8 protein-coding genes and 1 pseudogene are annotated in these 12,995 nt (G+C 67.5%); 3 read left to right on the top strand and 6 right to left on the bottom strand.

Annotated elements, in window-relative coordinates:
- Nucleotides 1-26 precede the first annotated feature (26 nt).
- On the top strand, nt 27-773 hold the full coding sequence (locus ACFRMN_RS26285) for a phosphotransferase family protein (RefSeq protein WP_383023422.1): 747 nt from the start codon (nt 27-29) through the stop codon (nt 771-773).
- Nucleotides 774-1,047: 274 nt separating this feature from the next.
- Here ACFRMN_RS26285 and ACFRMN_RS26280 read toward each other — a convergent pair whose 3' ends face one another.
- Entirely contained in the window at nt 1,048-1,314 is a 267-nt protein-coding gene (locus ACFRMN_RS26280) for a transposase (RefSeq protein ID WP_383023615.1), read from the bottom strand.
- A 543-nt stretch (nt 1,315-1,857) separates the two neighbouring features.
- Here ACFRMN_RS26280 and ACFRMN_RS26275 point away from each other — a divergent pair.
- Nucleotides 1,858-3,513: a phosphatidylinositol-specific phospholipase C domain-containing protein gene (locus tag ACFRMN_RS26275; protein ID WP_383023421.1), complete on the top strand. Its 1,656-nt coding sequence runs from the start codon at nt 1,858-1,860 to the stop codon at nt 3,511-3,513.
- A 278-nt stretch (nt 3,514-3,791) separates the two neighbouring features.
- Here the strand turns inward: ACFRMN_RS26275 and ACFRMN_RS26270 are convergent, their stop codons facing one another.
- Together ACFRMN_RS26270 and ACFRMN_RS26265 are read right to left on the bottom strand one after the other, a co-directional pair.
- On the bottom strand, nt 3,792-5,840 hold the full coding sequence (locus tag ACFRMN_RS26270; protein ID WP_383023418.1) for an RICIN domain-containing protein: 2,049 nt from the start codon (nt 5,838-5,840) through the stop codon (nt 3,792-3,794).
- A 1,142-nt stretch (nt 5,841-6,982) separates the two neighbouring features.
- Nucleotides 6,983-7,948, bottom strand: coding sequence for a pirin family protein (locus tag ACFRMN_RS26265; protein ID WP_383023416.1), 966 nt, complete (start codon nt 7,946-7,948; stop codon nt 6,983-6,985).
- Nucleotides 7,949-8,063: 115 nt separating this feature from the next.
- Here ACFRMN_RS26265 and ACFRMN_RS26260 point away from each other — a divergent pair, with 115 nt between their 5' ends.
- Nucleotides 8,064-8,408 (top strand): tetratricopeptide repeat protein, encoded by a 345-nt coding sequence (locus ACFRMN_RS26260; RefSeq protein ID WP_383023413.1) that lies wholly within the window; start codon nt 8,064-8,066, stop codon nt 8,406-8,408.
- A 225-nt stretch (nt 8,409-8,633) separates the two neighbouring features.
- Here the strand turns inward: ACFRMN_RS26260 and ACFRMN_RS26255 are convergent, their stop codons facing one another.
- The 3 genes and pseudogenes from ACFRMN_RS26255 to ACFRMN_RS26245 all read right to left on the bottom strand — a co-directional run.
- A complete protein-coding gene (locus ACFRMN_RS26255; protein WP_383023410.1) occupies nt 8,634-11,039 on the bottom strand; it encodes a phosphoketolase in 2,406 nt (801 codons plus the stop codon).
- A 105-nt stretch (nt 11,040-11,144) separates the two neighbouring features.
- The gene (locus ACFRMN_RS26250) at nt 11,145-12,554 is read right to left on the bottom strand and encodes an NADP-dependent succinic semialdehyde dehydrogenase (protein ID WP_383023408.1); all 1,410 of its coding nucleotides are present in this window, start codon (nt 12,552-12,554) and stop codon (nt 11,145-11,147) included.
- A 219-nt stretch (nt 12,555-12,773) separates the two neighbouring features.
- Nucleotides 12,774-12,956 (bottom strand): annotated as a pseudogene (locus tag ACFRMN_RS26245) (WhiB family transcriptional regulator); the annotation flags it as partial.
- Nucleotides 12,957-12,995: the final 39 nt, after the last annotated feature.

Here is a 12,995-nt window from a genome sequence, read left to right as displayed (position 1 = left end):
AATCATTCCCGGGATACTGGTCGCCCATGGATGAGGTCAAAGTCGTTGTCGCCCATTCCGAGCGCGCGACCCTGCGCGTCGGCGACGTGTTCCTGAAGGTGGACGCCGATCAGGCGCGCATCGACGTCGAGGTCGAGGCGATGTCCCTCGCGCCGGTCCCGACCCCGGAGGTCCTGTGGCGCAAGCCGCCTGTGCTCGCGATCGCCGCACTCCCGGGGACGACGCTTGGGCGCCTCGGCGGGCCGTCGACCGGGTCGTCGGCGGCGTGGGCCGCGGCGGGCGCCGCCATCCGGAAGCTGCACGACGCGCCGCTGCCACCCCGGCCCGGCCGGGCCGGCCGGAGCATCGTCGCGCTGGCGGCGGAACTCGACGACGAGTGCGAGTTGCTCGTGACGAACGGCCTCCTGCCCGCTGACCTGGTCACCCACAACCGCCAGGTCGCCGAGGCCGCGCTCCGGCCGTGGACTCCGGCGTTCACGCACGGCGACCTGCAGATCGCGCACGTCTTCGTGGACGGCGACGAGGTCACGGGCATCATCGACTGGTCCGAGGCGGGTCAGGGTGATGCCCTGTACGACCTCGCCACCTTCACGCTCGGACACGAGGAGCACCTCGACGACGTCATCGCCGGCTATGGCATCGACATCGACCTCGACATGATCCACGCGTGGTGGTCGTTGCGAAGCCTGCTGGCAGTTCGCTGGCTGATCGAGCACGGCTTCGACCCCTTCGCGCCTGGCTGTGAGGTCGACGTGCTGAAATCCCGGATGTGAGGCTGCGCGGGCCCGACTGCTACGAATGCGTTCTGACGCATCGAGCAGGCCATCCCCAGGGGGCGCATCGCCTGCCCCAACTCTCAACAAAGTGCGGTGCGCAGTCGTCGCCAGCAGATGACGGCGCAGCCGAGGGGGACGAACGCGCGGTGGATGTCGTCGCGGATCTCCCAGCGGATGCACAGACGGCGGGATCAGTGCAGCAGCGCGATCGCTCCCCGATCGGGTGGTGCTTGCTGCCGGCCATCAGCCGGCCGAAGGTCCGCTCGATCACTCACCGCTTGGGCAGCGGCTCGACATAGATTCCCAACCTGGCGCCGTGGTTGAAGATGCTGTTCTGGTAGCCGCCATCCGCCCAGAGCTTGGTCACGCCGGGGTGTGCAGCGGCCAGGTCGTCGAGCGGGAGCTTTCCGCCGGTGGTGTCGTGCACGTTTGCGGCGTTGACAAGGACGGCCGGCACCAGACCGAGCGTGTCCGTAATCAGGTGCCGCTTGAGCCCTTTGATCTTCTTGCCGGCTTGCCGGCTTCGATCAAGGCCCAGCGGGCGTCGGACACGTCACCGCGGTAGGGACGACGAACACTCACGCCTCATGCAACGACTACCAACGGCGCTCGTCACAAAAACATCCCAGAACACCAACTACTAGGATCAGGTGCCCTCTTACTCGTCTAGGGCGTGTGGTGACGCCACCGCACCACAAGATCAAGAAGAATTGCCCCAGACATCGCAGGTGTCACCGCGCGCGGGTGGATTGCGCCTTGTGTGAGCCGGGGTGATCGGGTTCAGAGTGGGGTGGCAGGTACGCGACGGGGGCCATCCGGGCCCGCCCCGTGATCCGCCTGCGGGATCAAGAGGTCACCCGCACCACTGCCCTACCCGCCAACTCTCACGCAGCGTGAGGCGTGCCGCTTGACCAGCTCAGACCAGACCGGAACCGCTCCGCGCCCTCTTCCCGGAGCACCGCCCGGAAAGCTTACGGAGAACACTGTGGAACTCACCAACATCAACCCCACCAAGTCTCCCGGTTCGGCTGACCCTACGGTCCGATCTCTCGGAGGAGTCCGGTCCGCCACCGTCCGCTGGATGTCCCGTGTCCCCGATGGCGTCCGCCTCACTGATATGTCCATCCCCGGCACGCACGAGACCTGCGCGATGTACAAGGCCGGCAGCCTCGGTTGGGCCCGATGCCAGTACCAGCCACTGAGCTGGCAGCTCTATGCCGGAATCCGTTACATCGACATCCGGCTGGGCAGGCACGAGACCGCATTGGGCGTCTATCACGGGCCGTTCTACATGTCCAAGAGTCTCTACTCCGTCCTGAACGACTGCAAGCAATTCCTCAGGGCACACCCGACCGAGACCCTCTTGATGCGAGTGAGGAGAGAAGATAAAACTTCCGACTCCGGCTTCATCGCGCTTTTCGAGAGGGAAGTGTCCAATATCGGCTGGGGTTGGGTCTGGTACGACAAATCCGCCACCCGCTTCCCGACTCTGGAGGAAGCGCGGGGAAGAATCGTCATCATGTCGGGAGAGCCCTACCTGGGCGGGGGAGTCAAGTGGAACGACCCCAGCCTTTTTGTGACACAGGATCTCTACGCGGACCCCTCCGTGGCAGAGAAGCAGAGGCGTGTCGCTGAAAACCTGGAGAGTTCCATCGCGACAGGTGTGGGCGAGGGGCGGAAGAAGCTGTACGTCAACCACACCAGCGCCAACGGCAAGACGGGAAGCAACATCGCTTGGACTCCCTGGGACTTCGCCAGGCGACTGAACCCTTACGTTCTCGATCTCCTGAACGACAAGTACGCCGAGAACATCAGGACCGGTGTGATCGCGATGGACTACGTCTGCACCCCCGATCCAGGCGGGAAGGACGATGCATCGGACATCGATCTCATCGCCGCGGTGATCCGCATGAACGAGTTCAAGAACCCCAGGCTGGCAGACAGCAAGAGTTACGTCATTTGGAACCGGAGCACCGGCAAAGCGATTGGAGCGAAGGGGGGAGCCGGTGTAAAACAGGAGAGTTACGACGGATATCCCAATCAAGTTTGGCAGCCCGTCAGAGGCCGCGCCGGCCTGGTGAACGAGAAGAGCGGGTCGGGCTTCTACCTGGGCAACGTGGCCGAGAAGGCGGTGATGGCTGACGACTACGCCGGATGGGATTTTCAGGAAGTTCCGGGTAAAACGGGGTTCCTCGTCAAACGCTTCGGGAATATCGGCTACCTGCACATCCCCCATGGATCGAAATCCTGGGGCGTACAGGCAGAAGTCGACAAAAACACCAGCTACGACTGGTACCGCTGGCAGTTCGATGAGCGGGTATCGCTGGACCAGAAGGTCATCATGTACGACACGCGGGAAGAAGCGGAGAACGTCGATGTCGACTTCAAGGTCCTGGAACAGGCCGAAGGCGGCTACTACAAGGCCCGCTATACCCTGCGCAACACTGGGACCCGGCCCATCGAAACCTGGGCCGTCGACCTCCTTATGCCGACCGGTGTGACCATCGACACCGTCTGGGGCGCCGCGACCAAAACAAAGACCCGCGACATCGACCCCCCACTCGACCCGCCCCCCGCCAACGGCCAGTCCAACCACGGGACCATCGTTGTCACTCTCACTGGCAACACCGCCCTGCCCACCAGCACCGACGTCCAGATCGAATACAGCGGCAACACACCCGATGACCGCGATCCCACCCCGCACGACTTCACCCCCACCACCGACACGCCCGCCTAATACTCCGGCCATACATCGCGATCGGCCCGACGCCTCGCCATCACGGGCGAGCACGATCTCGCGAATGCCGCAGCTGTCGCTCCGCCGGATCCAGTAGGGGAATTTCGCCCTGGAGCAGCCGGTCATCCGATGGTGGGGGGGGGGAACGGCCGGCTCCGCGCGAGTTCGTCGCGACGACATCGTCCGGCAGCTACTTCCATGGCTCCCGCGTCCGCTACACCCTCAACGAGAACCCTTTGAGTTTCTGATCAATAACCCGCTGACACCACCCCTCGCATTCACATGGTGCTCTCGTCGGGGGTGCAGTCCATCTCCATGGTGTTCAGGACGCATCCGTGGAATGTGGGGCGCATGCCTTGGTTGCCCGATCCGCGCAGGTGGAATTTCACAGACCCGCCGGGCGGAATCGCAGCATCACCGCCATACACGTCCACCCGTGGGGCCGGGTTGCCCTGCGCGTCGGTCTGCTGTACGAAGGCCACGCCGTCGTAAGCCTCGTCGACCTTGAATCCCGGGGGCAGCAGGAACGAGAACTTCCAGTCGGTAAGCGGGTCCCTGTCCGCCGGCAGGCCGGAGATCTGCACCGTGGTCATGTAGTAGTCCTGGTCGTACTGCCCGGCGGGTGTCGCGTAGTCGACTCGGGCCTTGCTTGACCAGTCCCACGGCCCGATGCGGGTGTTGGCCGTGAGCTTGGAGATGGTCCAGTTCTCGCTGTTGCCGCTCTTGCACGTCTGCGCGACCAACTGGACCACGCTCTTGTTGGGCGCTGCCAGGCATTTGTTGCTGTAGTCGCTCTTGAGCCGGTAGTAGCCGTTGCTGCCGTGCTGGGGGACCCAGTTGGTCCCCTTCTCTCGGCCGGGGCACTCCATCAGCTCAATATTCGTGCTTGAAGGCGGCTCCGACATGCACATGGCCTTGCTGTGAGGCACCTGGTTCCAGAACTGAAGCCTGCCGTCCTCAAAGTTCGACAGTGTCCAGTCCTCGGATGTGTCGTAGGCGGGTTGGTATTGGTTGACGACCGTGCCCGGTGTCATCCCGCCGCTCTTGCGGTTCATGACCTTGCCGCTGTCGAGGTTGGTCACCATGTAGTCCCCGGAGTAGCGCGGGAACGGGTCGACGCTGCCGTTGGCGTTCGTGACGGTGTAGGTCAGATAGCCGGCGCCGTACTTTCCCTTGAGCTTCGTGGTGAACGAGCCGGTCCCCATGCCCGGTGTCCAAGTGGCCGAGTCCTCCACCAGGTTGTCGTCATCGCTGGTTGAGCTGCCGCCGTCTTGGTCCATGACGTTGACGTAGATGTGGCCCCCGCCGTCGGCGGTAGTGACCCAGTCGTCTTTGACGCCAGGCAGGTCGTAGGGGAAGTGCTTGTTGGGCAGGTGCTGGCTTTGGCTGAGGGACCACACCTCGCGGGTGCCGTTGGTGATCATTCCGTAGAGGTCGTCCCCGGTTCTTCCCTGCTCGTCGCCGGAGGTCATGGTGAACTTGTCCACCCGGAACCGGTGGCTGCCCGTGGCGGGCTGAAGGAACTCGAATACGCCGTCGATGACGTCGTCGACCTTCGGGATTTTATCGTGCGCACCACCTTTTCCGTTTTTATCCGATCCGCACGGTTCGCTGGTCGAGCGGTTGTCTGCGTTATCGACCGGAACGCTCCACTCCCCCACCGCGTCGTCGCACGGCGCACGGTACGTCAGGTACTGGGTGGGCCCGGGCGCTGCCGGAGCTTTATTCAGTTTCGAGATGAAACCACCGGTTACGGCCAGATCAGCGCACGCGACGCCGGCGGCGCTGCAGAACGCCGCACCGCGAACCCCTCCGTTGGGGCCTCCGAGAGAGACCCAGTGCTTGGCCTGCCCGCGCAGGCCATCAAACTCGATGCCCGTCCCGATCGAGGGAACGAAGCCGCCCTTGACCGCAAACCGAGTAAGCGGCCCCCCGGCGGAGTGCGTAACGATGTCGAACGCCTTGCTGCCGAATACGGACCGCATGTCGTTTCGGAACTTGTACGCGAGAACATCGAGATGTTCGTTCGACTTCCATGACCAATCGCAGAAGTCACTGCTGGTGAAGGAGGCAGAACCGCCCTTCTTTTCCTTGAACGCCGCCTTCATGGTGTCGAAGATGCCGGTATACCCGTTCAGTCCGTGGACGAAGACGACGGGGCGGGCGGACTCGGCTGCGGTGGCGCAGTTCGCACCGGGCCCGGCCGCGGCTGTGGCAGCCGCACCGTTGCCAACGGGTCGCGGCAGGGCTGCCGTTGGTGCCGCGGAGACGCCGGCGACCGCGAGCACCGCAGCGAAGGCGACGACAGCCGTACGTGAAACCATCATTGGATCCCGTCTCGTCTGACGGACCGTCCTACATGCGGCACGGGTTAAACCCGCGGCCATGTCACGCGGCGAATCCAATGTCCGTCCGGGGGAGGGGGCGTTGCCGGGCTGGGCAGGGGGAAGTACGTGGTCATCAGTCGGTTCCACGGTGCTCTCCTGGGCTGGGCCTGAAGCCTGCTGGGGCAAGAGGGGGCGGAGTGAGAGGTTCCTGGCGGCTGTACACCCGTGACAACGATCCCTTCGCCGGATGGATACGCCACCGGCGTTGGACCCGTGCTCGCTTCCGCGACGGGCCGCCACTCGGCAACGGGATGGGTCCGGTTTGTCGCGCATCGCGACGGTGCCCCCTCGGATGCGGGAATCCGGCCGTCGGGGACCCTCCTCGGAACGGGTGTGACCCCGGCAGCGCTGCGAAGAGATCCGTGAACTCGTGTCGGCGGAGCCGGGGATCCGAGTCTCGGATCGGTGACCTCGCTCCGAGGGTTGGTCCTCCGCGCGAGCACGGCGGTGCGCATCCCGCGGTGGGCCACCCGGGCGCGACACCGGCGACGACCCGCACGGCACCATCCGGGCCGGCGCCGAAACGCTGTGGCAGGACGTTCCACCTGAAGAACAAGTTCTTCCCCTACGGCCTGCCCAGCCTCGGCAACAGTGGACCATCTCCAGGCTCGGCAGCGACACCAGGCTGCGCATACGAGCGGTCCCAGCGTCGGCGATTGCTCGAATGAGGCACCGGCGAGCACCGTATCGAGTCCGAAGGTGGACCAGCCGAACCTACGGTTCGAGCGCGAAGGTGACCGAGCCGAACTCGGCATCGCCTGTGAAAGTAGCTCCTCGGAAGTCAGCCCTGCCCATTCGGGGTAGGCCGGTGGCCGGATCGGCGAATGGGTCGAACAGTGCGGTGAGCAGCGCTGAACTGATGGTGTCACCAGGCAGGTTCAGGTCGGCTCCGGGAACCAGGACACCGAGACAGGCGGTTCACTCGGCGGAGTTCACATGCATCAGGCAACAGTCCGAACCCGCAACCGGCGACCACCCCAAAGAAGCGACAGATGGCAGGCATGGCCGAGCCCCTCGCCGGTCCGGCAAGGGGCTCGGCGCAGGTCACGTCACGGGGCGACAGCGAGCTCAATAACCGCGGGTCAGCGCACCCGGCCGCGTGGTTTGAGGGCCACCGGCGGAAGTTCGGGGGCGGGCAGCCGGTCGCCGTCGTAGCCATGCACCTCGCCGAAGCGGGAGTCTTCCATCCAGGCCCTGCGCGCCTCCTCGATCTCCTCGTGCGAACGCCCGATGAAGTTCCACCACATGACGATCTCCTCCTCGAAGGGCTCGCCGCCGAGGAGCATCAGACCGGCGTCGGACTCGGCGCGCAGGGGGAGTTCCGTGCGGCCGCAGCCGAGGTAGAGCATGGATCCGGGCAGTACGGGTACGCCGTCGACCTCGGCCTCGCCCGACATGGCCAGTACGGCGTATTCGAAGTCGGGGTCGAGCGGCAGCCGGGTCTCGGTGCCGCGGGCGAGGGCCAGGTCGGCGCCGACCAGGGGGCTGTAGGTGGTGCCGGGTGAGACGGCGCCGTCGAGGGCGCCGAGGATGACGGTGGCGATCAGGCCCGGGGCGGTGACGACGGGGAGGTCGGCGTGGTGCTGGAAGTGCGGGGTGACCTCGCGGTGGGCGTCCGGGAGCGCGACCCAGAGCTGGGCGCCGTGCAGGAAGCGGGCGTGCGAGCGCGGGGTCTCCTCGGAGTGGGAGATCGCCCGGCCGGAGGTCATCAGGCCCAGCTCGCGCGGGCGTACGGTCTGGAGACTGCCCAGGCTGTCGCGGTGCAGCACCTCACCGTCGTGCAGCCAGCTGACGGTCTGGAGGCCCATGTGCGGGTGGGGCGGCACCCGCATGCCGGGCTCGTCGGCGATGTCGTCGGGCCCGTAATGATCGACAAAGGCCCAGGCACCCACCATGCGGCGGCCCAGATTGGGCAGCAGCCTGCGGACCTCCGTGGACTCCCCCAGCTGGACCCGGCGCGGGCTCAGCAACTCACGTACCGGTTCGGCGACGACAAAGCCGCGACCGCCGCAGACGGTGACGGATGCCTGACGATCAAGATTGCTCATGGCGGACAACCTATTCCCGTGGTGCCCGGCCGGGCAGTACCCACACGAAATCGATAGTGGAATGTTCAACCATCTTACGGTGTTCACGGTGTACGAAGACGATGAAGGAGGGCACGTGGAGACCACGTACTACGAGTACGGAACGGCCGCGGAGCGCTGGGACCGCGCGCAGCTGTTCTTCGACGCCAAGGAGTACGTCACGGCCGCCCGTATCCTCACCGGGCTGGTGGACGAGGTCCCGGAGCAGGTCGCGCCGCGGCTGCTGCTGGCGCGCGCCTACTACCACTCGGCGCGGCTGGCGAAGGCCGAGGCCGAGCTGCGGGCCGTCCTGGAGCGCGACCCGGTGGAGCACTACGCCCGGCTGATGCTGGGCCGCACGCTGGAGCGGCAGGGCCGGACGGAGGAGGCCGCGCCGCAGCTGCGCATGGCCGCCGCGCTGGCCGGCGAGTTCACGCCGTAAGAGGCCGCCCGGCAAGGCGGAGGAGGGAGGCGACGCGGAGGGGCCCCTCCCACGCCCTCAGGGCTGTGGGGGAGTCGTCGCCCGACGACAACGCCGCCGGGCGCCGCCCATCGGCACGCGACGCCGCCCCACCTATCCGCGCGGCCTCCAAGCCGGGGCGCGTTCGCGCGGTGGTGCGCGCTCACGCGGTGACGAGCCCGGTTCCGCCGTCCGGTGGAGCCGGGCTCAGCCCGTCCAGGTCCAGTTGGCGACCTCGGGCAGGTCCGTGCCGTGCTCGCGGATCCAGGCGTGATGGCGGGTACGGACGTCCGCCATCGCCTGGCGTACGGCGACCGCCCGTACCCCCAGCCCCGGCACCCGGTCGATCACATCCATGACCAGCCGGTACCGGTCGAGGTCATTGCGGACGACCATGTCGAACGGGGTCGTGGTCGTCCCCTCCTCCTTGTAGCCGCGGACATGGAGGTTGTCATGCCCCCGGCGGCGGTAGGTGAGCCGGTGGATCAGCCAGGGATAGCCGTGGTAAGCGAAGATCACCGGCTTGTCGGTGGTGAACAGGGCGTCGTACTCGGAGTCCGTCATCCCGTGCGGATGTTCGTCATGGGTCAGCAGCCGCGCCATGTCGACGACGTTGATCACACGCACGACCAGCTGGGGCAGATACCGCCGCAGCAGGTCGGCGGCGGCCAGTGTCTCCTGGGTGGGCACGTCCCCGGCGCAGGCCAGGACGGCGTCCGGCTCCCGGTAGCTGGTCTTGGAGGCGCTCTCCGTACCGGCCCATGACCAGACCCCCGCACCCCGGGCACTGTGGGCGCGGGCCTCGTCGAGCGTGAGCCAGTCGAAGCTCGGCTGCTTGCCGGCGACGATCACATTGACGTAGTCGCGGCTGCGCAGCACATGGTCGGCCACGGCGAGCAGGGTGTTGGCGTCCGGCGGCAGATAGACGCGTACGACCTCGGGGCTCTTGTTCAGGATGTGGTCGACGAAGCCGGGGTCCTGGTGGGAGAAGCCGTTGTGGTCCTGGCGCCAGACGTGGGACGTCAGCAGGTAGTTGAGGGAGGCGATGGGGCGGCGCCAGTGCAGTCGCCGCGAGGTCCGCAGCCACTTGATGTGCTGGTTGACCATGGAGTCGACGATATGGGCGAACGCCTCGTAGCTGGCGAAGAGACCGTGCCGGCCGGTGAGGAGATAGCCCTCCAGCCAACCCTGGCACAGATGCTCGGAGAGCACTTCCATCACCCGGCCGTCGGGCGCGAGATGCTCGTCCGTGTCGAGCGTCGCGGCCTGCCATGCCTTGGCCGTGGCCTCGTAGAGCGCGTCCAGCCGGTTGGAGGCGGTCTCGTCGGCGCCGAAGACCCGGAAGTCGCGCCGTCCCGAGGTGGCTTCCATGACGGATTCCAGCAACGAGCCGAGCACTCGGGTGGGTTCGTGCAGGACCGTGCCGGGCTTGTCCACCCGTACCGCGTGCCGCTCCAGTGGCGGGACCGGCAGATCCCGCAACAGCAGACCGCCGTTGGCGTGCGGATTGGCCCCCAGTCTGCGCGTTCCCGCCGGTACGCAGTCGAGTACGGAGGGGTTGGGCGCGCCCATCGCGTCGAACAGTTCGTCGGGACGGTAGGAGCGCAGCCATGCCTGGAGCATGCGCAGATGGTCGGGGTTGTCCCGGACACCGCTCAGCGGGACCTGATGCGCACGCCAGGTCCCCTCGACGGGCAGTCCGTCGACCTCGCGGGGGCCGGTCCAGCCCTTGGGCGTACGCAGCACGATCATGGGCCAGTACTGCCGGTCGGCGGTCCGGCCCTCACGGGCGTCCCGCTGGATCTGGGCGATACGGTCCAGGGCGCGGTCCATGGTCGCCGCCATGGCGCGGTGGACGGCCAGGGGCTCGTCACCGGTGACATGGAGGGGTTCATGGCCGTAGCCGCGCAGCAGGGAGTCGAGTTCGCCCTCCGGCAGCCGGGCGAGCACGGTCGGGTTGGCGATCTTGTAGCCGTTGAGATGCAGGATCGGCAGGACCGCGCCGCCGTGGACCGGGTCGAGAAACTTGTTCGAGTGCCAGGACGCGGCGAGCGGCCCCGTCTCCGCCTCGCCGTCACCGATCACACAGGCGACCAGCAGCTCGGGGTTGTCCAGTGCGGCTCCGTAGGCGTGCGCGAGGGAGTAGCCGAGTTCGCCGCCCTCGTGGATCGAGCCCGGGGTCTCGGGAGCGACATGGCTGGGGACCCCGCCGGGGAAGGAGAACTGCCGGAAAAGCCGCTCCATGCCCGCCCGGTCCCGGCTGACGTCCGGATAGGTCTCCGAGTACGTGCCGTCCAGCCAGGAGTTGGCGAGGACGGCGGGGCCGCCGTGTCCCGGCCCCCAGACGCAGAGCGCGTCGAGATCCCGGGCCTTGATCACCCGGTTGAGATGGGTGTGCACCAGATTCAGGCCGGGTGAGGTCCCCCAGTGGCCGAGGAGACGGGGTTTGATGTGCTCCGGCGCCAGCGGCTCCTGGAGCAGCGGGTTCGCCATCAGATAGATCTGGCCGACGGCCAGATAGTTGGCGGCACGCCAGTGGGCGTCGAGTGCGGCGAGCTCTGCTTCGGTGAGCCCGGCCGACGCGCCCGCGGTGGTCGTGGTCGCCTTGCGCATACCCGTCTCCCTGTTGGTCCCCGTCCTGACCGTGATCCGGCCCTCCTTCGAGCCGTCGTCCCGGTCGTGGCGGCCCGGTCCAAGGGCCTGTCCGGCGGACCGGACCTAATGGGTGTCGTCCGGTTCCGCGGCGTGCCACACCGTGGTGATGTTGCAGAACTCCCGGATACCGTGCGCCGACAGCTCGCGCCCGTAACCGGAGCGCTTCGCGCCGCCGAAGGGGAGGGCGGGGTGCGAGGCCGTCATCCCGTTGAAGAAGACCCCGCCCGCCTCCAGATCCCGTACGAAGCGGCGCACGTCCTCCTCGTCACGCGTCCAGACGTTGGAACTCAGCCCGAAGGGCGTGTCGTTGGCGAGCGCCACCGCCTCGTCCAGCCCGGAGACCCGGTAGAGCGTGGCCACCGGCCCGAACGTCTCCTCGCGGTGGATCCGCATCGCGGAGGTGATACCGGCGAGCACGGTGGGTTCGTAGTACCAGCCCCGCTCGTGCTCCTTGGGCCGCTGTCCGCCGCAGAGCGCGGTCGCGCCCCGAGTCAGCGCGTCGTCGACCAGCCTCTCCAGATCGGCGCGGCCCCGCTCACTGGAGAGCGGCCCCACATCGGTGGACTCGTCCATCGGGTCGCCGACCGTCAGATCACGCATCCCCGCGGTGAACCGCTCGGCGAAGGCGTCATAGACGTCCTCGTGCACGATGAAGCGTTTGGCGGCGATACAGGACTGGCCGTTGTTCTGCACACGGGCCGTGACGGCCGTACGCGCCGCCCGTTCGATCTCCGCCGAGGGCATGACGACATACGGATCGCTGCCGCCCAGCTCCAGAACGGTCTTCTTGACCTCGTCGGAGGCGATGGCCGCCACCGACCGGCCTGCCGGTTCGCTGCCGGTGAGTGTCGCGGCGGCCACCCGGGGGTCGCGCAGGATGTTCTCGATCGCGCTGGAGCCCACCAGCAGCGTCTGGAAGCAGCCGGCCGGGAATCCGGCCCTGCCGAACAGGTCTTCCAGGTACAGGGCGGTCTGCGGGACGTTCGAGGCGTGTTTGAGGAGTCCCACATTGCCGGCCATCAGGGCGGGCGCGGCGAACCGTACGACCTGCCAGAGGGGGAAGTTCCACGGCATCACCGCGAGGACCACGCCCAGCGGGCGGTAGCGGACGATCGCCCTGGACGCGCCCGCGTCCCGTACGTCGGCGTCCGAGGGGTGCTCGTCCGCGAGCAGTTCCTCGGCGCGCTCGGCGTACCAGCGCATCGTCTTCGCGCACTTCAGCGCCTCGGCGCGGGCCGCCGCGACCGGCTTGCCCATCTCGGTGGTCATGGTCCGGGCGATCTCCGGCGCGTCCTGCTCCAGCAGATCGGCGGCGCGGTTCAGCAGCCGCGCGCGTTCGTCGAATCCGGTGAGCCGGTAGTGCCGGAACGCCTGGGCGGCGCAGGCGATCCGGCTTTCGATCTCCTCGGCTCCCAGCGCGTCGAAGGTCTTGAGCGTCTCTCCGCTGGCGGGATTCACCGTCGCGATGGGCATGGGGGCGATTCCTCCTCGATTCGCCTCGATTCGGCAGTCCGACCCTCCCGTGCCCCGCCCGGCCCCGCAACACGGGACGCGGGCGCGCGGGCCCGGCCACGCGCGATGCGGGAACGGTCGGGGACGCCTTTGCCGGCCCGGCGCGGCGGACCGGCGGGTGCGCGCCGAGGGACCGTCCTGGGCCCCGCGCCGTTCGGCGCGGCGCCGCAGCCGTCGGCGCTCCTCCTCGTCCGTACCGCCCCGGACTCCGGAGGTACGGCCGGTGGCCAGCGCCCATTCGAGGCACCGGCTCTCCACCGGGCAGCCGTGGCACACCTTCTTGGCGCGCTCCGCCCGCTCGACGGCCGGTCCCGAGTCGTCCACGGGGAAGAACAGCTCCGGGTCTACACCGGTGCGGGCCGCGTGCCGCGGCCACTCCTAGGGCGTGTCCCGGTCCCATTC

It is taken from the genome of Streptomyces sp. NPDC056835 (assembly GCF_042789485.1).
GTDB lineage: Bacteria > Actinomycetota > Actinomycetes > Streptomycetales > Streptomycetaceae > Streptomyces.
Note: the sequence above shows the minus strand (reverse complement) of the source record. Positions and strands in the feature narration are given on the sequence as shown.